General features: G+C 50.2%; 19 protein-coding genes and 4 tRNA genes. 16 read left to right on the forward strand and 7 right to left on the reverse strand.

The genetic code is table 11. The features are described from left to right. Positions 1-43: 43 nt before the first annotated feature. Both PG728_RS02595 and argF read left to right on the forward strand, forming a co-directional pair. On the forward strand, positions 44-1,270 hold the full coding sequence (locus tag PG728_RS02595) for an arginine deiminase (RefSeq protein WP_270625614.1): 1,227 nt from the start codon (positions 44-46) through the stop codon (positions 1,268-1,270). 67 nt (positions 1,271-1,337) lie between these two features. Beyond that, positions 1,338-2,342 carry an ornithine carbamoyltransferase gene (argF, locus tag PG728_RS02600; protein ID WP_270625615.1) on the forward strand — a complete coding sequence of 335 codons (1,005 nt, stop codon included), beginning with the start codon at positions 1,338-1,340 and terminating at the stop codon, positions 2,340-2,342. Positions 2,343-2,430: 88 nt separating this feature from the next. Here the strand turns inward: argF and PG728_RS02605 are convergent, their stop codons facing one another. Beyond that, positions 2,431-3,222 carry an HAD-IIA family hydrolase gene (locus PG728_RS02605; protein ID WP_072509436.1) on the reverse strand — a complete coding sequence of 264 codons (792 nt, stop codon included), beginning with the start codon at positions 3,220-3,222 and terminating at the stop codon, positions 2,431-2,433. Positions 3,223-3,406: 184 nt separating this feature from the next. Between PG728_RS02605 and PG728_RS02610 the strand changes: the two genes are divergently transcribed. Beyond that, a complete protein-coding gene (locus tag PG728_RS02610; protein WP_270625616.1) occupies positions 3,407-5,071 on the forward strand; it encodes an ABC-F family ATP-binding cassette domain-containing protein in 1,665 nt (554 codons plus the stop codon). Between the two features lie 53 nt (positions 5,072-5,124). On the opposite strand, the gene PG728_RS02615 is transcribed toward PG728_RS02610, so the two are convergent. Further along, on the reverse strand, positions 5,125-5,352 hold the full coding sequence (locus tag PG728_RS02615; protein WP_270625617.1) for a hypothetical protein: 228 nt from the start codon (positions 5,350-5,352) through the stop codon (positions 5,125-5,127). A gap of 51 nt (positions 5,353-5,403) precedes the next feature. Between PG728_RS02615 and PG728_RS02620 the strand changes: the two genes are divergently transcribed. Continuing rightward, on the forward strand, positions 5,404-5,892 hold the full coding sequence (locus PG728_RS02620; protein ID WP_072509439.1) for a SixA phosphatase family protein: 489 nt from the start codon (positions 5,404-5,406) through the stop codon (positions 5,890-5,892). Between the two features lie 206 nt (positions 5,893-6,098). After that, complete coding sequence (locus PG728_RS02625) at positions 6,099-6,464, forward strand: hypothetical protein (RefSeq protein WP_270625618.1); 366 nt, start codon at positions 6,099-6,101, stop codon at positions 6,462-6,464. A gap of 145 nt (positions 6,465-6,609) precedes the next feature. Here the strand turns inward: PG728_RS02625 and PG728_RS02630 are convergent, their stop codons facing one another. Then, complete coding sequence (locus PG728_RS02630) at positions 6,610-7,845, reverse strand: glucose-1-phosphate adenylyltransferase (protein ID WP_072509812.1); 1,236 nt, start codon at positions 7,843-7,845, stop codon at positions 6,610-6,612. A gap of 131 nt (positions 7,846-7,976) precedes the next feature. On the opposite strand from PG728_RS02630, the gene glgA reads away from it, so the two are divergent. From glgA to PG728_RS02655, 5 genes are all read left to right on the forward strand, one after another. Next, positions 7,977-9,182: a glycogen synthase gene (gene glgA / locus PG728_RS02635; protein WP_072509440.1), complete on the forward strand. Its 1,206-nt coding sequence runs from the start codon at positions 7,977-7,979 to the stop codon at positions 9,180-9,182. A gap of 96 nt (positions 9,183-9,278) precedes the next feature. Continuing rightward, complete coding sequence (locus PG728_RS02640; RefSeq protein WP_072509441.1) at positions 9,279-10,067, forward strand: ABC transporter ATP-binding protein; 789 nt, start codon at positions 9,279-9,281, stop codon at positions 10,065-10,067. Positions 10,068-10,145: 78 nt separating this feature from the next. Then, complete coding sequence (locus PG728_RS02645) at positions 10,146-11,483, forward strand: glutamine synthetase family protein (protein WP_072509442.1); 1,338 nt, start codon at positions 10,146-10,148, stop codon at positions 11,481-11,483. Between the two features lie 11 nt (positions 11,484-11,494). Then, positions 11,495-14,629 (forward strand): bifunctional [glutamine synthetase] adenylyltransferase/[glutamine synthetase]-adenylyl-L-tyrosine phosphorylase, encoded by a 3,135-nt coding sequence (locus PG728_RS02650; protein WP_270625619.1) that lies wholly within the window; start codon positions 11,495-11,497, stop codon positions 14,627-14,629. A gap of 10 nt (positions 14,630-14,639) precedes the next feature. Next, a complete protein-coding gene (locus tag PG728_RS02655; protein WP_270625620.1) occupies positions 14,640-15,347 on the forward strand; it encodes a histidine phosphatase family protein in 708 nt (235 codons plus the stop codon). Between the two features lie 90 nt (positions 15,348-15,437). Here PG728_RS02655 and PG728_RS02660 read toward each other — a convergent pair whose 3' ends face one another. Continuing rightward, positions 15,438-16,142 carry a DUF4191 domain-containing protein gene (locus tag PG728_RS02660; protein ID WP_072509445.1) on the reverse strand — a complete coding sequence of 235 codons (705 nt, stop codon included), beginning with the start codon at positions 16,140-16,142 and terminating at the stop codon, positions 15,438-15,440. 136 nt (positions 16,143-16,278) lie between these two features. Between PG728_RS02660 and PG728_RS02665 the strand changes: the two genes are divergently transcribed. After that, the gene (locus PG728_RS02665) at positions 16,279-17,289 is read left to right on the forward strand and encodes a hypothetical protein (protein ID WP_270625621.1); all 1,011 of its coding nucleotides are present in this window, start codon (positions 16,279-16,281) and stop codon (positions 17,287-17,289) included. A gap of 44 nt (positions 17,290-17,333) precedes the next feature. On the opposite strand, the gene PG728_RS02670 is transcribed toward PG728_RS02665, so the two are convergent. After that, complete coding sequence (locus PG728_RS02670; RefSeq protein WP_079985832.1) at positions 17,334-18,266, reverse strand: SPFH domain-containing protein; 933 nt, start codon at positions 18,264-18,266, stop codon at positions 17,334-17,336. Positions 18,267-18,486: 220 nt separating this feature from the next. On the opposite strand from PG728_RS02670, the gene PG728_RS02675 reads away from it, so the two are divergent. The 3 genes from PG728_RS02675 to PG728_RS02685 all read left to right on the forward strand — a co-directional run bounded on the left by PG728_RS02675 (position 18,487) and on the right by PG728_RS02685 (position 18,749). Then, a tRNA-Gly gene (locus PG728_RS02675) sits at positions 18,487-18,559 on the forward strand. Between the two features lie 41 nt (positions 18,560-18,600). Further along, positions 18,601-18,671: transfer RNA gene (locus tag PG728_RS02680), tRNA-Cys, on the forward strand. Position 18,672: 1 nt separating this feature from the next. Then, positions 18,673-18,749: transfer RNA gene (locus tag PG728_RS02685), tRNA-Val, on the forward strand. 119 nt (positions 18,750-18,868) lie between these two features. Here PG728_RS02685 and PG728_RS02690 read toward each other — a convergent pair. Next, complete coding sequence (locus PG728_RS02690; RefSeq protein ID WP_270625622.1) at positions 18,869-19,240, reverse strand: Sec-independent protein translocase family protein; 372 nt, start codon at positions 19,238-19,240, stop codon at positions 18,869-18,871. Positions 19,241-19,396: 156 nt separating this feature from the next. Beyond that, positions 19,397-19,484 (reverse strand) — tRNA-Leu (locus PG728_RS02695). 191 nt (positions 19,485-19,675) lie between these two features. On the opposite strand from PG728_RS02695, the gene PG728_RS02700 reads away from it, so the two are divergent. Together PG728_RS02700 and PG728_RS02705 are read left to right on the forward strand one after the other, a co-directional pair. Then, positions 19,676-20,398, forward strand: a complete 723-nt coding sequence (locus PG728_RS02700; RefSeq protein ID WP_270625623.1) for an HAD family hydrolase — start codon at positions 19,676-19,678, stop codon at positions 20,396-20,398. After that, complete coding sequence (locus tag PG728_RS02705) at positions 20,391-20,900, forward strand: nucleoside triphosphate pyrophosphohydrolase family protein (RefSeq protein WP_270625624.1); 510 nt, start codon at positions 20,391-20,393, stop codon at positions 20,898-20,900. The genes PG728_RS02700 and PG728_RS02705 overlap by 8 nt, the downstream gene beginning before the upstream one ends. The last annotated feature ends 26 nt before the right edge of the window (positions 20,901-20,926 follow it).

A 20,926-nucleotide genomic window follows, 5' to 3' on the forward strand; every position in this document is an offset into this window, starting at 1 on the left:
GAGGTAACATAGGCTGTTAGAGAAATCTAGCAGGGGGAAGTCTATGACACTTGGGGTCTGGTCTGAAGTTGGTAGATTGCAGAGAGTTTTAGTACATCGCCCAGGTAAAGAGCTCAATCGCCTCACCCCCTCTAATCGAGACGAACTGCTGTTCGACGATATTTTATGGCTAGAAAAGGCGCGTGAAGATCACGATACTTTCACCGCTATTCTTAGCGCCGAAAATGCCGAGGTGGTTTACTTAGCGGATTTATTGGCGGAAACTTTAGATATAGAGGCAGCGCGTAAATGGTTGCTGGCGGAAACAATTAATGAACGTCATTTCGGAGTTTCGCTTAGCGAAGGGTTACGCCAGTATTTGGATACGCAAGAAAGCTCACGTTTAGCACAGATTTTGCTCTGTGGACTTACGCGCCAAGAAATTGAGGAACAGCTGGGAAAAGTTTCCTCAGTGGTTTTAGCCCGGGTTAGTGTTGAGGATTTGGTTTTGGGGGCATTACCTAACCATTTATTTACCCGCGATACTTCTGCTTGGATTGGCGGGGGAGTTATGCTCTCGGCCATGAAAAAGACTGCCCGTCGCCGTGAAACCTTAAACTTGCAGGCTATCTACCGGTTCCATCCAGATTTTAGCGATAATCTTACCCAGTTTGGCGCAGGCGTAGCTGACAGCCCCGCCTCCACCGAGGGAGGGGATGTAGAAATACTCTCGGAACACTCGGTACTGGTAGGGATTTCGGAACGTACCAGCCCGGCAGGTTTCGAGCGCCTTGCTTCCCGCTTACTCCTAGACTCGTCCTCAGCAATAAATATGGTTACCGGGTTGTTGATGCCGATGGAGCGAGCCCAAATGCATTTAGATACGGTGCTGACGATGATTAATCGCGATACTTTTTATAAATACAAGAACTTGGGAATGTTGGCGAGTGTTACTGCTCGCCGAGGCGCAGACGGTCAAATCTCTTGGCAGCTGCATCCGGAAGCCGAAATGCATGAGATTCTTGCCCAGGCGGCAGGAGTAAGCGCGGTTAATATTCTGCAAACCCCGCAATCCGATAGTGGTGCCGAACGCGGACAATGGAATGATGCCTGTAACCTGCTGGCACTTCGCGAAAACGTGGTTACCTCCTATGACCGCAACTGGCAAACCATCGACTACTTGCGCTCCCAAGGGGTAAAGGTTTTAGAAGTTCCTAGTGCAGAGCTGGGGCGCGGGCGCGGCGGGCCGCGCTGTATGACCTGTCCGTTATCGCGAGCAGCTGTTGAATAAATAGCGGGGTCTGAATCGGGGAAACAGATTTAGCTCAATAGTAAGAAAAAAATAGAAAGGTTAAACTGTGGCATTACTATCTGGTCGCCATTTTCTAAAAGAACTTGATTTCACCGCCGAGGAATGGCGGTATCTGCTGGATTTGGCGGCGCAGCTAAAAGCAGCCAAACGGGCGGGAAGTGAACAGCCTTATTTGAAAGGTAAAAACATCGCCCTAATTTTTGAAAAAACTTCTACCCGCACGCGCTGCTCTTTTGAAGTAGCTGCCTACGACCAGGGTGCCCATGTAACTTTTCTCGACCCGGTGGCCTCCCAGATTGGGCATAAGGAATCTATGGCGGACACGGCGCAGGTATTGGGGCGCTTCTATGATGGCATTGAGTTTCGAGGACGGCGTCAAGAGGACGTAGAAACTTTGGCGCGCCTATCGGGGGTGCCGGTTTGGAACGGCTTGACCGATGAATGGCATCCCACGCAAATGCTTTGTGACCAGCTAACTATGATGGAGCATTCCGGACGCGACTTGCAGGATATTTCCTTTGCCTATCTGGGTGATGCTCGCAATAATATGTCGAATTCGCTGCTGATTTCCGGGGCAATGATGGGCATGGATGTGCGAATTATCGGACCGAAGCAGCTGTGGAATGAACAGTGCTGGATTGATAAAGCCCATGAAATTGCGGCTCTAACCGGCGCGAGAATCACCCACACTGATGATCCGGCTGCTGGGGTTAAGGGTGCGGATTTCTTGTATACCGATGTTTGGGTTTCGATGGGGGAGCCGAAAGAAGTCTGGGATGAGCGGATTAAGCTGCTCTTGCCCTACCAGGTGAATGCCCAGCTAATGGCGGAAGCCGGTCAGCAGGCAAAGTTTTTGCACTGTCTGCCTGCTTTCCATGACCGCGCCACCACCGTGGGGGAGGATATTTACCAAAAAACTGGTCTCGATGCCTTAGAAGTTACCGATGAGGTGTTCTGTGGGGAACGCTCAGTAGTGTTTGACCAAGCAGAAAACCGGATGCACACCATTAAAGCCGTGATGGTAGCTACTTTGGGGACGCTAACTGACTAGAATAATCAGGTACTGAAAGGGGAGGCGCCCGGCCAATGGCCGGGCGCCTCCCCAATGATTTAACAGTCAGAGAGGTGTACTAACCAGACTATCCAAGTAGAGGTAGTAGATCCCCGATCCCGTTGAATACCGCCTTGGGGCGATAGGGGAACTTCTGGATGTCCTCGCGGGAAGTTGAACCTGATAACACTAGGTAGGAATCCATACCGCTTTCTACACCGGCGTGAATATCAGTGTCCATGCGGTCACCAACCATGGCCGCGTCCTCGGAGTGGGCGCCCAGCTTATTGAGTCCCGCCCGGAACATCACCGGATTCGGTTTACCCACGAAATAGGGCCTCCGCCCGGTAGCCTTGGTAATCATCGCGGCTACTGACCCCACCGCGGGCAGAGTTCCGTCCTCGGAAGGACCGGTAGTGTCCGGGTTGGTGCAAATGAACTTCGCGCCCTTTTCGATTAGTCGAATCGCTTTGGTAATATTGACGAAATCGTAGAAGCGAGTTTCACCTAGAACCACATATTCCGGATTGGTTTCAGTCATAATATAACCGGTTTCATGGATTGCGGTGGTAAGTCCCGCTTCTCCAATGACGAACGCGGTCGAGTTAGGGGACTGGCTATTTAAGAATTCGGCAGTAGCGTTAGCCGAAGTCCAGATGCGGTCTTCGGGAACCTCTAATCCCGAGGTTTTTAATCGTGCAGCTAAATCACGGTTAGTAAAGATAGAGTTATTAGTTAGTACCAGGAACGGGATATTTTTCTTTTTCAGGGTTTCAATAAACTCGCATGCTCCTGGTAGCGCCACGGATTCGTGCACCAGCACTCCATCCATATCGGTCATCCAGGCTTTGGGTTTACGCAATTCACTAATATCGCTCATATCCTTATTTTAACGGGCAAAGACATCTATTTCTGGTCTGTTAAATCTGTAATCTAGCTATTTCATATCTGAGGTTCGGTATCTGCTTCGACCTACTCCTATCCTCGAAAATACGGGATAGTAGCGGACCAAGCAATAGCCGTATCGGTTTTAACTACGGCCAGCTCCTGGGTAGAATCGCGGGGTGATTAATGCGCAAGATATGGAAGTGCGGATCGGGCAGCGGCTCTTGGTCTCCCGCACCAATTTGCGGATTGATAAAGGGATGCGGATCGGTCTAGTGGGGCGCAATGGCGCTGGTAAAACCACTACTATGCGCCTAATCGCGGCGCTAGTTGCTCTCGGTAAACATCGCTCTAGCGGATCTCTTAGCGAGGACGAAGCCCAAGAATTAATCGATAATATCGATTTTCAAGGCAAAGTTACTTCCTCCGGGTCGGTAGGGTACTTGTCACAAGACCCGGCAGTGGGGGTGAAACAAAAGGACGGGATTTCCCGGATCATGGCGGTGCGGGATTTGGATCGCACTTTGCGGGCAATCGAGAACGCTCAAGAAAAAATGTCTACCACCAGCGGGGAAACCCAGGCCAGGGCGATAGAAAGATACGCCCGGCTGGATGAAGAATTTACTCGCCTAGGAGGTTATGCCGCCCGCTCCGAGGCTATGCAGATCGCTCATAACTTAGGGCTTGACCAAGACGCACTAACTCAGCCACTCGCCACGCTTTCGGGAGGGCAGCGCCGCCGGGTAGAACTGGCGCGGGTACTGTTTTCCCAACCAGATGTACTGCTTTTAGATGAGCCCACCAACCACTTAGATCATGACTCCATTATTTGGCTCCGCGATTTTCTGCGCACCTATGCCGGCGGCTTTGTCATGGTTACCCACTCCACGGCGCTGCTACAAGACACTGTAAACCAGGTTTGGTATCTGGATGCCTCCCGGGCAGTGATCGACCAATACAAACTGGGTTGGGATGCCTACCTGAAGCAACGCGCCCAAGATGAGGCGCGGCGGCGCCGCGAGCGCCAAAACGCCTTGGCGAAAGCACAGGCATTGCGCGAACAGGGCGAGAAAATGCGGGCTAAAGCCACTAAGGCAGTCGCGGCGCAACAAATGCTGCGCCGAGCCGAAGAACTAGTAAAAGAGGCCGGGAGCGAAACCAAGGCCGAAAAGGTTGCTCGCCTGCGTTTTCCTACTCCGCTAGCTTGCGGCAAAGTACCGCTGAATGCGCGCGGCCTCGCGAAATCTTATGGCAGCCTAGAGGTATTTTCCGGCCTAGATTTATCAATCGATCGCGGCAGCAAAGTGGTGGTTTTGGGGGAAAACGGAGCCGGTAAAACCACGTTGCTGCGCCTATTAAACGGGATTGAAGAACTAGATTCGGGGGAAGTTGTTCCCGGGCACGGCCTCAAACTGGGCTATTACGCCCAAGAACACGAAACCTTGGATCCGGCTCGCACGGTTTATGAAAATATGACCGCGGCGGCGCCCGACCTGGATGAAACCCATGTGCGTAACATTTTGGGACAGTTCCTATTTTCCGGGGAAGATGCTTTTAAGCCCGCTAGCGTGCTGTCGGGGGGAGAAAAAACCCGTCTCGCTTTAGCCACCCTGGTAGTAAGTGGCGCCAATGTGCTGCTGCTAGATGAACCTACCAATAACTTGGATCCGGCGTCTCGGGAAGAAATCTTGCACGCCCTCGACCAATACGAGGGGGCAGTGGTGCTGGTGACCCACGATCCGGGTGCCGTTGAGGCGCTCAATCCGCAGCGGGTGTTGCTGCTGCCCGATGGGGATGAAGATTTATGGAGCGATGATTACCTGGATCTGGTGGAACTGACTTAGCTAGCAGCCGGCCTTACTCGTAATCTTGCTGGGGCTAGTGGGTAATTCGGGGACTAATCCAAAGTTGCCGTCTCGATCTCGCTAAAGGGAACTACCTTGGTGGGAAAAGAGCGATACGCCAGATATTGCCGCAAAAAATCAGCGTGTTCATCGCAAGTCAGCCAGGTTTTATGTACGGGGCGGGGAATCTTGGGGTTGCGCCACAATACCGCTTTGGTTGCCGGGTTTTCGCACCGGCGGGCTGAACAGATATTGTCTTCTGGTCCTTTAGCTAAAGCCATGTTCCTCCTTGTCCTTAGTTTTCATTCTAGAGGCTTAGCTAGGATGGAAGTATGAGCTACAAATTAACCCTGGTACGACACGCGCAGGCTGGTTACGGCCACGGCGACCACTCTCGTCCTTTAACCCCGGCTGGGGTGCGGCAGGCGCGAGAGCTGGGGACGTTATTGGTTAAAGAGGGCGTTGAAGCCGAGCTGATATTGCATTCTACGGCGACTCGCGCCACTCAAACTGCGAGGCAGCTGGGACAATTCTACCAAGGCGTTCAACTACTGGCAGAGGACGAGCTTTACCATTGCTCCCCGGAGCGGCTGCTGCGCCTAGTGGAAGAGTATGGACCGACAGGCGGTAAAACCATTTTGGTAGTGGGACATGAACCGATTATCTCGATGACTGCCCAACTGTTAACCCCAGACAACGCCAGCGTTCCCTATGGAGTATCCACCGCTACCGCTATTGCATTTCACGTTCGCTCCTTTAATAATCTTGGCTCTGGTAGCGGGCAGATAACCGGGGTTTTCCACGCCCCGCTGCGCCAATAGTCTTGGGTTTAATTGGGAAGTATTAGAGAATTGAAGAAATTATTTAGCAGTTAGAGGTGCTGAAAGCGGTACAGAGGACTTGAAAGAAGCGTCTTCAGTACTGGAATAAATTTCTGTATCAAAATTCAGTCAAGCCTAAAATTTGCTAGTTGTCCGGGTTTTACAGGAAAATAATTCTGAGTTTTCTATCTAAAGGATGAATAATAATGAGTCAATTTAACCCCAATCCCAATCCAAATAATAGCTCTAATCCCTACCCGCCAAGCTCGCCGACGCAGCCTCAGGTGGGGCAGCAACCTAGCTACGGGCAGCCCCTGCCACAAGCTCCTATACAGGGTTATCAAAGTGGGGGAGTAGCAAGTCCGAATGCCGAAGACACCGGTAGTTTCGGCTGGGCAGTTCTGGGGTTCTTTATTCCCATTGCAGGGTTGGTTCTTTGGTTGGTGTGGAAAAATACCAAGCCTAAGACGGCAACCCAATGCCGTAACGGTTTTATCGCTGGTCTGGTTCTAACCGTAGCTTTCTATATTTTCAGTTTTGCAATTATCGGCTCTTTGAGCAGTGGTATCTAAGCTAAAAATCGGCTAACTATCTGGCAAGAAAACGGGCAATAGCCTGGGTATTATCCCTAAAATCTGGTAGACCAATCAAAAATGGGTGGGGCAGATATGAAACCATATCTGCCCCACCCATTAGCTATTGCTAGCGTTAAATGGGCTATTCGTTTACCACTGTTCCCTTGGGGACTACCGTGATTCCGCCCTCGGAAACGATAAAGCCCCGCTCGCGGTCTCTATCGTGATCGACACCGATTTGTACCCCGGATCCGACTCGGACATTCTTATCTAAAATAGCATTGTGAATCACTGCGGAGCGTTCAATATCTACCCCATGCATTAGTACCGAACCATCAACATGTGAGTAGGAATGTAAATGCACCATCGGGGAAAGCATGGAACGCTCCACCAGAGCACCCGAAATAATAACCCCAGGGGACACAATAGAGTCTAGAGCCTCACCGCGCCGACTCGCATCATTAAAAGTGCTTTTAGCGGGAGGTAACCAGGCATCTAGTTTGGTAAAAGTTGGCCATTCATAGTTGTAGAGGTTAAAAACTGGCGACACCGAGAGTAAATCTTGGTGAGCATCATAAAAGGCATCAATCGTACCCACATCCCGCCAGTAATCGCGGTCGCGGTCGGTCGCACCTGGAACCTGGTTCTTAATGAAGTCATAGCAATTAACCCCGCCATGCTCGACGAAATAGGGAACTATATCTCCACCCATGTCGTGTTTGGATTCTTCGTTTTGCGCATCCGCTTGCAGCGCGGCTACTAAATCTTTAGTAGTGAAAACATAATTCCCCATAGAGGCCAAGAACTTAGTTGGGTCATCCGGCAGTCCTTCGCAGGTATCTGGCTTTTCTAGGAAACGCCTAACCGTGCCACCGTCCTGGTCTATTACCCCGAAACTGCTTGACAGTTCGATTGGCTGACGGATACCAGCCACCGTGCAGGGTAAACCAGATTTAATATGATCATCTACCATTTGGGAAAAATCCATCCGATAGATGTTATCGGCACCGATAATAACCAGGTATTTCGGATCTTCATCGCGAACGATGTTGAGAGACTGATAAACAGCGTCTGCACTGCCCAAATACCAGTGTTTTCCCCGCCTTTGCTGGGCTGGAACCGGGGCTATATAGTTGCTGAGCAAATCCGACATTCTCCAGGTGGTCGCCAAGTGGCGGTCTAAAGAATGGGATTTATATTGAGTTAGGACTACCGAGCGTAAATACCCCGAATTGACCACATTGGAAAGGGCAAAATCGATGAGACGATAGATTCCCCCAAAAGGAACCGCGGGTTTCGCGCGATCTAAGGTTAGTGGCATCAGTCTTTTACCTTCGCCACCGGCTAGAATCATGACCAGTACATTGTTCTTACGCATATTTTTAGGATAGGACACATTATTTCTTTTGGGGGCTGGTTTGGAATCAACACTTCGTTCCCGCCCCTGTAAATGTTGATTCTATTAGTCTAGTAAATAGCTCTTAAATCGTTTTTTAGAAAGGCGTTCCCATGCGTGTCGATTTGCTAAGTCGCGAGTATCCCCCTCATGTCTATGGAGGGGCTGGTGTTCACGTTACTGAGCTAGCGAAAGTGCTAGCTGAACGAATCGAAGTGGGGGTGCATTGTTTTGAGGGAGCGCGTCCGGCAGATGAGCAGAAAATAATAGTTAAAGGATACGAGTATTGCTCCGAGCAAGAGGGCGCTAATCCGGCGCTTAGAACCTTGGGGATTGATTTGCAGATGGCGCAGCATTGCGACCAGGCTGACCTGGTGCATTCCCATACCTGGTATGCCAATATGGCTGGTCATTGGGCAAAAAATCTCTATGAAATCCCGCATGTGGTGACCGCTCATTCCTTAGAGCCGCTGCGTCCTTGGAAACGGGAACAATTAGGGGGCGGCTATAACCTCTCCTCCTGGGCAGAAAAGACTGCCTATCTGGCGGCGGATGCGGTAATCGGGGTTTCTCATGGGATGAAGGATGATATTTTGCGCTCCTACCCGCAGATAGACCCCGATAAGGTGCATGTAATCCATAATGGACTGGATTTGGCGGACTGGCAGTTGCCGAGTGATTCTCAGCTGGTTTCCCACACCCTAACTAAATACGGCATCGACCCGGATTTACCTACTGTGGTATTTGTAGGTCGGATAACCAGACAAAAGGGGCTACCTCACTTTTTACAGGCAGTGAAACAGATTCCGGCTAGCACCCAAGTAGTGCTTTGCGCGGGTGCGCCGGATACTAAAGAGATAGAAAAAGAGGTGCGGCAGCTGGTAGACCAGCTTAGTGGGCAACGTTCGGGGATAGTGTGGATTGAAAACATGATGCCACACGATGATTTGGTACATATTTTGTCCTCCGCGGATGTTTTCGTCACCCCTTCGATTTACGAGCCAATGGGGATTGTCAATTTAGAGGCCGCCGCCATGGAACTTCCGGTAGTGGGAACCGCTACCGGGGGGATTCCGGATTGTATTGCCGAGGGCGAGACCGGATATTTAGTGCCTATTGACCAGCTAACTGATGGCAGCGGTACTCCCACTAATCCCGCTAAGTTCCACCGAGATATGGCCGAGAGAATCACAGATTTGATTGAGCACCCAGATCGGGCAAAACAAATGGGTAAAGCGGGACGGCTTCGAGTAGAGCAGAAGTTTTCTTGGCAATCGGTAGCCGATAAAACCGTAGCGCTTTATCGTTCGCTTTTGTAGTTTTCAGCTGCGGGACGGTTTTAAGTAGGGCGAGCCTTTGGGGAAGCTGCTCGCCCTTGCCCCTGAATTACTTCCTCCAATAGTTAAGATTAGGTTATGGATACTCTGCTGCGATTAAAACACGTGAATTTTATGCGTGGGGGAAATCAGATACTTGATGATGTTTCCTTTCAGACTGAAGAGGGCGAAAACTGGGTAATCCTAGGCCCTAATGGGGCGGGCAAAACCTCTTTGGTTTCTATTTTGGCAGCTCGTAACTATCCCTCGCGGGGGACAGCAAAAATCTTGGGGCATCCCTTAGGTAACGTGCCGGTACAAGAGTTACATGAACGGGTAGGGTATTGCTCTTCTGATGTTTTGCGTCTGATTCCCGGACAACAAACGGTAAAGGCACTGATTCTATCGGCTGCTTACGGCACTATAGTCCGGGGACGCAATCACGATTTCGAGGACATTGATTATCAGCGCCGCGCTAATTTGATGGAACTATTTGGAGTAGATAATCTCCAAGATCGCTGTCTATCTACTCTTTCTGATGGGGAAAGAGGGCGGGTTTTGATTGCTCGGGCTTTGATGGCAGACCCAGAAATCTTGATATTAGATGAACCGGTAGCTGGAGTTGATTTACAGGCTCGCGAGCTTTTGCTATGCGCCCTAGATGAACTCAGTTCCGATCCAAAATCTCCCCAAATTGTGATGGTCACGCATCATTTAGAGGAAATCCCAGCTTCTTTTAACCGGGCAGCCCTGATGAAAGCGGGAAGAATCATCGATTCGGGTGCAATAGATGAGGTGCTGACCAGTGAGCAGCTTTCTAAAGCATTCTCCTTGCCTTTAAAATGTGGACGTGGAGATAATAACCGCTGGTGGGCGCACGCTCGGTGAAGAGATAATCACAGTGTCAAATATAAAAATCCAGCCGGAAATAAACCTAGTAAATAGCAAACGAAAAGGTTAAAAATAATGGATTCAGCACAAGAGGATGTATTACAAAAAATTGCTGAACTTGGCGTAAAGTTCATACGCCTGTGGTTTACCGATGTGTCTGGCTCGTTAAAATCGGTAGCGATTGATCCGGCAGAACTTGAGGATGCCTTTATAGAGGGTATCGGGTTCGATGGTTCCGCTATCGAGGGATTTACCCGGGTTTACGAATCTGATATGTTGCTACGCCCTGATGCCTCTACCTTCCAAATCTTGCCTTGGCGCGGGGACGATGGTGAAGTCGGAAGAATGTTTTGCGATGTTTATACCCCTGATTTGCGCCCTGCTCGCTCAGATCCGCGCCGGGTATTAGAACGCCAACTTGAGCGCGCCGCCGATTTGGGATTTACCTTTCGCATTCACCCGGAAATAGAGTTTTACCTGTTTAAACCGCTCACTTCGTTAGATGAGCCCCTGCGTCCTATCGATAATGCCTCCTATTTTGATCATGTACCAAACGGCGGGGATAACTCGTTTAGGCGGCGGGCAGTGGCGATGCTGGAAGAAATGGGGATTTCGGTCGAGTTTTCCCATCATGAAAACGGTCCGGGACAAAACGAAATTGACTTGCGTGCCTGTGATGCGCTCACCGGTTCCGATAACATCATGACTTTTAGGATTCTGATTGAAGAAATCGCGATGCAAGAAAACCTGCTGGCTACCTTTATGCCAAAGCCGATGGCTGGTCAGGCGGGCAGTGGAATGCATATCCATATGTCTTTATTCGAGGGCGAAGAAAACGCTTTTTATAACGCGGGCAGCGATATTTATCAGCTTTCCGATACTGGGCAAGCCTTTACGGCCGGTTTGCTTGCTCATGCTCGCGAGTACTCGGGGATAGTGAATCAACACGTTAATTCCTATAAGCGTTTGTGGGGAGGATCAGAGGCGCCCTCCTATATCTGTTGGGGGCATAATAACCGTTCAGCCCTGGTGCGCGTGCCCCTATATAAACCTGAAAAGGCTGGTGATGCCCGTATCGAGTATCGCGCAACCGATCCGGCCGCTAACCCTTATTTGGCTTGTGCCTGTCTGCTAGCTGCCGGGTTAGACGGGATTGAAAAAGAGATGAAGCTTCCTTTAGAAGCAGAAGATGATGTGTGGCGGCTTTCGGACGCGGAACGACGCGCCCAGGGAATCCCGGCTTTGCCTTTAACTTTAGAGGAAGCCATCGGGGAACTGCGTCAATCTGAGTTTATGGCGAAGGTACTGGGGGAGGAAGTTTACGCGTATGTACTGCGAAATAAAGAGCGGGAATGGCGTGAATACTCGGCGCAGATAACTCGCGGAGAGTTGGCAAAGTTCTTGCGGGTGTAAAGCGGGCAGGCATGGTCAGGGAAGTTACTTTAGCCTCAAGGCTGCGAGCTAGCGGGGTCAGCGAGGTCGAACGCGCTGAAAAGTGGCTTGCTAGCAACGGATTGGCTCCTCTAGTCGAGCGCGAAGATTTCTGGCATGACCTGGCTGCCTGTGCGCAACCTGACCAGGTATTACTTTGTTTAATGAACCTTTTCGAGGCAGTAGATTCAGCGAAAAGTCTCTTGGGTGATAACCCTCAGCAGCTTTCCCTAATTATTGCTTTATGTGGTTTATCTAGGTATTGTGCAGACTACCTGATTGCGCACCCCTCGCTGCTAGAGAAACTTCAAGTCAAATCCTTGCAGAGTTACTGGGACGGGGAACGTTACCTGGTAGAGCAAGAGCTTGCTATGGTGTCTCGGTTCCGCGAGACTGCCCGGGAATATATTTTGCGCGCGGTTGGGGCTAGAGAAATCCGGGAAGATACTTGGGTGGCGACGCAATGCGACCTTAATGATTTGCGGCGGGCTTATCGCTTTCAGCTATTACAGATTGTTGCCGAGGACGCGCTACACCCCGACCCGTTAGCTTTCTTTTCAGTGGTTGCCGCTAAACTTGCCGCTCTTACTGACGCTACCTTAGAGGGGGCTCTGGCGCTTTCGCGTAGCCAATATGATTCGCAAGGAGAGGTAGATTTTGCGGTGATTGCCCTGGGGAAAACCGGGGCGGGGGAGCTTAACTATCACAGTGATATTGACCTGATTTATGTTGCCGAACCGGCTGCTTGCAGCAATCTGGGTGAGGATGAAGCGCTTAGGGTTGCGTCTCGTATGGCGATTGGGATTTCGGCTGCCTGTTGCGGCCCGGGAATCGAGATGCCACTGTGGCCAATCGATTTAGCGTTGCGTCCCGAGGGGCAGGATGGGGCTACTTGTCGCACGGTAGCTGCCCACGAAAAATACTATAAAAAATGGGCTAAGACCTGGGAGTTTCAGGCACTACTGAAAGCTAGAGCGGCCGCCGGGGATAAAAGAGTGGGGAAAGCCTATATCGACACGGTGTGGCCAATGGTGTGGAGTGCCGTCGAACGGGAGGGCTTTTTTACCGACACTCGAGCTATGAGACGGCGGGTTGAAGACTCTATTCCTGCCGAAACTGCTGGTCGGGAAATAAAATTAGGGCCTGGCGGGCTGCGAGATATCGAGTTCTCGGTGCAGCTGATGCAAATGGTTCATGGGAGAACTGATGAGAGCCTACGGGTTCGCCCCACTTTGCAAGCCTTAGATGCTTTAGCGCAGGGGGGATATATCGGCAGGGATTCTGCGCGCAAGCTAGCAGATGCCTATCGTTTCTTGCGGGTTGTAGAGCATCGAATGCAGATGCAGAGAATGAGCCGTACCCATTTATTTCCTCAAAACCCCCAGGATGAACGCCGGGTAGGCAGGTCTTTGGGAATAGACCGCTTCGGTAAACGGGGGCAACTTAGCAAGTATTGGGAAAAGTTGAAACCGCAAATACGTGCTTTGCAGCAAGATATTTTTTATCGCCCTTTGCTGCCGGCAACTGCTGGTTTATCTAAAGAGGAAGCTGCTTTGAATCCGCAAGCGGCCACCGATCGTCTACGGCTTGCCGGTTATCTAGATCCGCGGGGCGCTCTGGGGCATATTGGAGCGCTCACCGGTGGGGTTTCGCGACGTAGCCAAATCCAACGACACATTTTGCCGGTGTTACTTGGTTGGTTGGCGGAAGGTCCTTCTCCTGATGCCGGGTTACTACGTTTTCGCCGTCTTTCGGAATCTATTGGGGAATCTCACTGGTATATGCGCCTTTTGCGTGATTCTTCCCGGGTTGCCCACCGCTTGTGTATCATTTTGTCGCTCAGTCCTTATATTGCCGAGCGTCTGGAACATGTTCCGGAAGCGGTGCAGTGGCTAGACGATGATGAAAAGCTCACTCCGCGCACTTTTAGCCAGCTTTTCACCGAGATGGAGGCGCTTTCGCGCCGTCACCAAACTACTGGTGAGGCTATTGATCGGATTAGGCAAGCTCGGGGACGGGAGTTGTTGCGTTGCGCCCTTAGAGATGTTGTGGATTGTCTAGATCCGATTTCTTCCCAGGCAGCGATTACTGACATTAACGATGCCACTATTGCTAGCGCTAGTGAAGTTATTTTGCGAGAGCTGGCGGAGAAAGAAAAGCTATTACCTCGCATTGCCCTGGTGGCGATGGGGCGCGGGGGAGGACGCGAATGCGCCTATGCCTCAGATGCTGATCTTTTGGTGGTTCATTCCCCTCTGATTGATTCACGTTGGAGTAGCCAGGGGGCGGTGACTTCTACTTTGGCTCCTATTTTGACCCCGGGGGAATCTCCCACTGTCTTGCGGTCAAATGCTAAACTTCCTGCTCCGGAGGCTGCTAGAATTGCCGCTTTGTTTGCTACCCGTTTGCAAGAGGAGATGAATCGCTCATCTACTTCTCCCAGTTTAAAAGTTGATTATTCGCTGCGCCCCGAGGGAGCTGATGGGGCTTTATCTCGTTCTTTGGATGCTTTGCGTGACTATTATGAACGTTGGGCTGAGCCCTGGGAGTTGCAAGCCTTGCTGCGAGCTCGGGTATTTTGCGGGGATCGGGATTTAATGGATAGTTTCACCAAAATTATTAATCCGATTCGCTACGGAACGGCAATAGACGAGGGTGGCATTCGGCAGATTCGCCTACTCAAGGCACGTATGGAAAATGAACGGGTTCCGGGAGGGCAAGACGCTTCTTTGCATGTGAAACTCGGTCCGGGAGGGCTTAGTGATGTGGAGTGGATTGCCCAATTATTACAGTTACAAAATGCAGCTTCTTGTCCCAGCTTGCAGGTAACCGGTACTTTACAGGCACTAGAAGCAGCCAGGGCGCAAGGTTTAATATCTGAGTCTGCCGGTTCTTATTTGCGGGATGCTTGGATGATGGCGTGCCGAGTTCGCTGCGGTAATGTGCTGGTAACTAACCGTATCAGTGGCAATAAACTTGATTATTTACCTACGGCAGCCGGATATGCTCATGCTTTGGCTCGGCTGCTCGGATATTGTCCGGGAACCGAAAATGATTTACGGGAAGATTATTTACGCCGGGCGCGCCGGGCTCGCGCGGTAATGGAAAGAGTGTTTTACAACTCGTAAAGGAGCGGTTATGAAACTGGTGTTAATGCGTCATGGGCAAACTAACGCCAATATTACTGGTGCGCTTGATACTGCCGAACCAGGTTTCCCACTTAATGCGGCGGGACAAAAGCAGGTGCAAGCAGCAGTAAAGACTTGGGGAGAACTCGGTCTGCCAGACCCTCAACTTATTGTGACTTCTAATCTGATTCGCACCCATCAAAGTGCGTTACCCTTTGAAGAACGTTTCGGTCTTGTCCACGTGGAAAGTGCAGATGCGAACGAGATTCAGGCGGGGCACTTGGAAATGGCTACCGATATGGAATCGGTTGAGAAATATGTGCGCACGATTGGCTCCTGGATGCAGGGGCAGACCGATTTACAAATGGAGGGGGCACAAACCGGTGTTCAAACTTTGACTCGCTTTAATCGGGTAATTGCTAAGGTCGCGCAGCAGGTAGCTAGTGATGGCTGTGCGCTAGTTATTGCGCACGGGGCTATTATTCGTTACTGGGCTTATATGAATACCCCGGAGGTTACTTTTGCCCTTGCGGCTACGAAACCGGTTTCTAATGCGTCTTTATCTGTTTTCGAGGGCGAGCCGGGGCGCTTTTCTGCTCGGATTTGGTCTTCGCGTCCGGTAGAGCAGTGGCAGGTAGATGAGAACCTTACGCAGCTGCGAACTTCAAAAGAACTATTGGATAAACTGCTGGGCAGCCCCAAAACGCCTGGAAAATAGGTAAGACCAGTTGGGGCTGCCCAGTTTTTCAGTTCTTGATTTAGCGGGCAGATATGCGACTATTAATTTCGCGCGAAAAGCCTATTTAGCTTATTTTCCGCGCAGCATTCTCCGGTTTATCTTAGTTTTTGCCGGATCAACCCCACCAGGTAGGCGATATGCCTTGTTCTGTAAGGATTGAAGCCTTTGGGCAACGACCGGCACTTCGTCCTTACTGATTTCTTTCTTTAGGCGATTAATAGTTTTTAGCAGTTTAGCTAGAGGAACTTGGTTTTTGCCCGAGCCGGATTGGACTTTATGAATCGGTACGGAGGGGGCTACCCGGTGGCATTTGCGTTCTTGCTCATTTAGCAGTTCACTGGCACGCGAGGAGGGGCCTTCCGAAATTAATACGATACCCGGTCTGCCTACTAATCGATATACCAGGTCTTGTTTACGGTTAAAGGCTACCGGTTCTTCCTCTACAATCCAGCCGCGTTTAATGGAACGTAAAATCGCATAAACGTTGCCTTTTACTCCCTCTAGCTGTTTGTACATGGCGCTATTAGCTAGCCGGGTGAGCAGGGTAGTAGCTAGCAGCATTCCCAGCGACAGGGCGATAACCATATAAAAAATGGTGCGACCGACGCTTAGTGAGCTGATTAGACAGATTACCAGCACTATTAGGGGTACTGACACAATTATGGCGAGCAGTGCCCAGCCAATCCAGGAATAGGAACGTTTAGTTACGCGGTAAATGTCCGCGAGGTTATTCCACCAGTGTTTCTTTTTCTGCGGGTTATTTTGTGTAGTCATGATGGTCTAAGCCTATCGAAAAAATTGGGAATTCTGGTATTAGCGAAGTAATCCCCAGGCACTGATTGCTGTGAGCGCTACTGGAGCCTGTGGAAAACAAGGTGACAGCAGGAATCGAATCTGCTGGGGTGAGGGTATGGAAACTAGATGCATACTCAAAAATGCCGCTAACCCCAAAGTTAGGGAACAAGAAATTAGGACGGATAAATCGGGCAGACAATGGCTTGCCATTTCCGTCGATACTAATGCCTTATCGATTTTGCAACAGATAGTGCCGAGCGGAAAACCGCATTTTCCCTGTCCGCATCTCATAGAAGACGCGCAAGGAAAGAACTGGCTGCTGCGACCAGTTTTAAGAACTGGAAAGGGAGGAGGCGAGGACGCAATTGCGAAACCTCCTTCCAAGGGCAGGGAGATAGAAAAGTCTATGTTTTTGGCATCGGGTTCTGCTCGGAAAGAAAGCACTGCTAACGTTTTAGACTCTACTGTTTTGGTGGGTGATAGTTCTTCGCCAAGATTACGGGAGAATCTCCAGGATTTACCCGCTCAGGGTGCGCTTGAAAAAGATGCCGCAAACCTTTTAGAGCCAGCTGCTATACCCAAAACTTTCTCCTTTGTGCCCGCTAAACCTAGTAATAGCCCGTTTTCTGAAGCTAAAAAAGCACTTCCTGACCCAAGGGGGAATCCTGGCGCTTTGAGGGGGAAAAATTCGCTATTGCATAGGGCGGGTAATCCCCTGGTCATTCAGACGGAAAAGCCCTCACTTTTCGGGGCGTCTCCTGCGGGTAGTAAACGACCATCTTCGTTTGCTCCCCAAGTCGCAGTAACTGAAGCGGGGGCGATAGCTCCGGCAAGTTCTAAAAAGAAACCGGTTGTGGGACTGGGTTTTACCGATTCTTCAAATTTGGAGGATGACTGTTCAGTAAATGCCGCTGAAACCTATCTAGTTAAACCTGCTTGGGAGCGCCTGAAAACAAAAGCGAGTGGGAAAGCATCCAGTAAAGCAGCTGGTATAGGCGGGGGCGATAAGGTGGCAATAGTTGCTGAACCCCTAGAAGCCTGGAAACTGTGGATGCGTCCTTTCCTTGCTTTTATATCGGTAGTTTTAGTGCTAGCGGGTTCTTGGCAGCTAGCAGGAGGTCTATAGCCAAACCTCCCGCTAACTGTGAATTTTTTAGGTAATATCCGGCATTATTCCCCTTGACCAGCAGCTTTTATGCCTGCTACTAGGGAGTTACGGATTTCTTCCATAGTGTTAGTAACTCCATTTGGATTGGAGGGCAACATCAAGGTTTGGGACTTGGAGTATTTTGCGACCTCAGCCAAGGTGTCGAAGTATTGCGTCATTAACAGGATTTGCTGTGCCTGATCCCCAATGCCGGCATCGCGCAAAGATTCGTACTGTTCAACCAAGCCTTCTACGATAGCGCGCCTTTGTAGGGCGATTCCTTCACCTTGGAGACGTTTCGATTCGGCGTCCGCTTCTGCTTGTTTAACCAGTTTGATTTTATCGGCTTCTGCTAGTTGGATAGCCGCTTCCCGTTCACGCTGTGCCGCGTTGATAGAGTTCATAGATTCCCGAACCCGTTGATCGGGATTTATGTCGGTAACCAGTGAGTTTACGATTTTGAATCCGTAACGTGCCATCTGCTCTCCCAAAGAAATCTCAATCTCTTGGGCAATCGTGTCTTTAGAGGAAAATGCTTCATCTAAGTTCAGCTGGGAGAGGGAGGAACGTACCCGGTCGAAAACGTAGGAAGTAATCTGTTGGTTAGGGTTGGATAAGGAATAGAACGAGGCCGCCGAATCTTGCACCTGGAACTGTACTGATACCGGAATAGACACAAACACGTTGTCTTTGGTTTTGGTTTCCACCACCAAATCAAGTTGCTGGATTCTCCGTTCTACTTTCTTTGCGATTCGGTCAATAACTGGGATTTTGATATGAAGCCCAGGGCTGCAAACTCGTTTGAATTTTCCGAACCGCTCGATTATGGCTTCGGTTTGTTGCTTAACGATGAAAATAGCTGAGAACAATAGGCAGACCAGCAGGAGAAGAACAAGGACGATAATGATTGTGTGCGTACTGCTCTGAGCAAAGATTGCATTTAATGTTTGGAACAAGCGCGTTCTCCTTTAAAACGAGTTTTCATACGGACAATTGCAGAATATCAAACTAGGTTCTTTTTCCCGCGTGCAGTTTCACTACGGTAGTTTCTCCCAGGCTCAGCCGGTATTGAATGATAATAGGTGAATAATCCAAGGTAAGGGCGGCTGTGAGCAGCCCCACGCAAAGCCAGTTTGGCAAATCTAAGGTCTTTATAGATATACTTTCATACGCAACGCGGATGTAGCTCAGTTGGTAGAGCATCACCTTGCCAAGGTGAGGGTCGCGAGTTCGAGTCTCGTCATCCGCTCGTTTTAAAGGGCGTCGCCAAGCGCGGCGCTCTTTGATTATGGTGGGTTGGTCGAGTGGTTAGGCAGCGGCCTGCAAAGCCGTGTACACGGGTTCGAATCCCGTACCCACCTCGGGCGATTGGCGCAGCTGGTTAGCGCGTTTCCTTGACACGGAAGAGGTCGCTGGTTCGAGTCCAGTATCGCCCACCAAGGCTGGTTATTACCGGCTATCTATCCGCTTTCCTCCCTCTTTTTAGGTGGATTAGCTCTAGAGACCTAGAGGCGGGGGTAGCGCTTTAAGCAGGGGCAAGACCTAAAACCAGGATTGCTTACTTAGAGTAATCAGCTCCTTCAACGGTGTCTCCTGGTTTTGGGGAGACGCTATTTTTTAGGGCTTGCCCGGAATCGCTAGCAGCTTGTGCCCAGGCATCTAGTTCTTCCTGTATGGTTTGACGAATCATTTGCTTGGGGTTGTAGCGAGAAAAATTGATATTGCGCAGCATTTTTAGGTTTTCTAAATCTTCAGGGGTGAGTGCGCTAAAGTCTCCAGAAGACTCCCGTCGCATTTTTGCTGACCAGGCTTGTATAGAGGCTAATAAATGTCGTAGCCCTGTCAGAGCTTGCGCAACATTTTTCGGTCCTAAAACCAAAGCGGCAATCACCGCCAGTACCAAGAACTCGCTACCACTGATGCCAAACATTACGCATTCACTCCGCTAGCAATATGCATAAAACTACTCTAGGTTAGTTAAGAGATTTTTTACCAATAGAAAATACTGATTTTGAACTAAAACCGATATTTATAAACATCCGCAATAGATATAGATAACGAAACCTGTCTCGGGTCACCCCAAAAGTGCGCGGGAAGGGACTTGAACCCTCACGACCGTTAAGTTGGTCACTAGCACCTCAAGCTAGCGCGTCTACCGATTCCGCCACCCGCGCTCAAGGACACCAGAGAGATTAGCACACCTTGTAGCTTGCATGAAAAATGAAACCTAAAATATGAGCTGGGACACTATATGGAAAAGCGCTTTACTGAGCCTTTGTGAATTGCGTAAGCACAAAAATGCCTACAATAGGGCAGGGAGTCACGTTCTAGAGCTATTTACCTCGGGATAGAAACGGAAAAGCGGATGGAAAAGCATACTTTCGACACTGTGGTGTTCGATATGGACGGTACTTTGACCGATTCGGTTCCCCTTATTACCCAGGGAATTAGAGAAGTTATTTCCCACTATAATCTTCCCAGTCAAAGCCCTCAGCAGCTAAAACGGTTCGTAGGTCCGCCGCTGCGTCTAGGATTTAAAACCTATCTAGATTTAGAAGAAGACCGACTTGATGAAGCTGTTGAAATATACAGGCGTTTTTACCGTCCTCGGATGAGGCAGACTCCGCTCTTTGCGGGGATTAAAAAAATGCTTGCGCAACTGCACTCGGCAGGTCTAAAAACGGCGATTGCGTCCTCTAAACTTGAGGAACTGGTAATCGAGATAGCTCGCGCTAGTGGGATAAGTCCCTACCTGGATGTGATTGCCGGAACCAGGGAAACCCCCGGCACTAGCGCTGAAAATCCTAGTGATGTTGCTAATCCGCTAACTCGGCGCGGCAAAGAAGGGGTTATTCGCTATGCCCTGTCCCAGCTGGGCAATACTTCCCAGCTGGAAAAGACAGTGCTGGTTGGAGATCGCCAGGACGATTATCGGGCTGCAAAGAATGTCGGCATTGAGGTAATCGGGGTTTCTTGGGGCGCTGGAACCGCCGCGGAGTTCCCGGGAGCTACCTGGGTTAAGTCTGTGGAAGAGCTTACGGACATTTTGCTTTCGGGAAATAATAAAGAAAGGGATAATTTTGATTAACGAGGACGAAGAACGAACCTCAGCGAATGCGGCTAACTTGGGGCTAAACCTGCCTGATTCGCACCGCCCCGAGGATTTGGTGCGCCAATTCCACGAGGTTTACGGACTGCCGATTCAGCACGGGCCGGCCAGTATAAATCACGAGCGGGTTCATATGCGGATGCGTCTCATTTTTGAGGAAGTGTGTGAATTAACCGGGGCTGTCTATGGGGATAAGGCTCGCGCCCTCCTAGAGGAGGCTATTTCTTCCCTACCTGATGACAATACTCGCGACACTATCGAGGCCGCGGATGCTCTGGCTGACCTTACCTACGTTATTTATGGAATGGCGCTTGAATGTGGGATTTCACTGCCAGCGGTACTTCGGGAAGTGCAGGCTTCCAACCTGTCAAAGCTAGATGGCGCGGGCAAACCGATTTACCGTGAGGACGGAAAAGTTCTAAAGGGCGAGAATTTTTTTCCTCCTGACATCAAAAAGGCGCTAAAACACCAGATTCCCTAGTAGGATTAAGACCAAAAGAATATTTC

The sequence above is a fragment of the Varibaculum timonense genome (genome assembly GCF_027694345.1).
GTDB lineage: Bacteria > Actinomycetota > Actinomycetes > Actinomycetales > Actinomycetaceae > Varibaculum > Varibaculum timonense_A.

Coding starts and splice junctions, on each gene's coding strand:
- PG728_RS02595 (WP_270625614.1), top strand. CDS start 44: ATGACACTTGGGGTCTGGTCTGAAGTTGGTAGATTGCAGAGAGTTTTA.
- PG728_RS02605 (WP_072509436.1), bottom strand. CDS start 3,222: ATGAGCGATATTAGTGAATTGCGTAAACCCAAAGCCTGGATGACCGAT.
- PG728_RS02615 (WP_270625617.1), bottom strand. CDS start 5,352: ATGGCTTTAGCTAAAGGACCAGAAGACAATATCTGTTCAGCCCGCCGG.
- PG728_RS02620 (WP_072509439.1), top strand. CDS start 5,404: ATGAGCTACAAATTAACCCTGGTACGACACGCGCAGGCTGGTTACGGC.
- PG728_RS02625 (WP_270625618.1), top strand. CDS start 6,099: ATGAGTCAATTTAACCCCAATCCCAATCCAAATAATAGCTCTAATCCC.
- PG728_RS02630 (WP_072509812.1), bottom strand. CDS start 7,845: ATGCGTAAGAACAATGTACTGGTCATGATTCTAGCCGGTGGCGAAGGT.
- glgA (WP_072509440.1), top strand. CDS start 7,977: ATGCGTGTCGATTTGCTAAGTCGCGAGTATCCCCCTCATGTCTATGGA.
- PG728_RS02640 (WP_072509441.1), top strand. CDS start 9,279: ATGGATACTCTGCTGCGATTAAAACACGTGAATTTTATGCGTGGGGGA.
- PG728_RS02645 (WP_072509442.1), top strand. CDS start 10,146: ATGGATTCAGCACAAGAGGATGTATTACAAAAAATTGCTGAACTTGGC.
- PG728_RS02650 (WP_270625619.1), top strand. CDS start 11,495: ATGGTCAGGGAAGTTACTTTAGCCTCAAGGCTGCGAGCTAGCGGGGTC.
- PG728_RS02655 (WP_270625620.1), top strand. CDS start 14,640: ATGAAACTGGTGTTAATGCGTCATGGGCAAACTAACGCCAATATTACT.
- PG728_RS02660 (WP_072509445.1), bottom strand. CDS start 16,142: ATGACTACACAAAATAACCCGCAGAAAAAGAAACACTGGTGGAATAAC.
- PG728_RS02665 (WP_270625621.1), top strand. CDS start 16,279: ATGGAAACTAGATGCATACTCAAAAATGCCGCTAACCCCAAAGTTAGG.
- PG728_RS02690 (WP_270625622.1), bottom strand. CDS start 19,240: ATGTTTGGCATCAGTGGTAGCGAGTTCTTGGTACTGGCGGTGATTGCC.
- PG728_RS02700 (WP_270625623.1), top strand. CDS start 19,676: ATGGAAAAGCATACTTTCGACACTGTGGTGTTCGATATGGACGGTACT.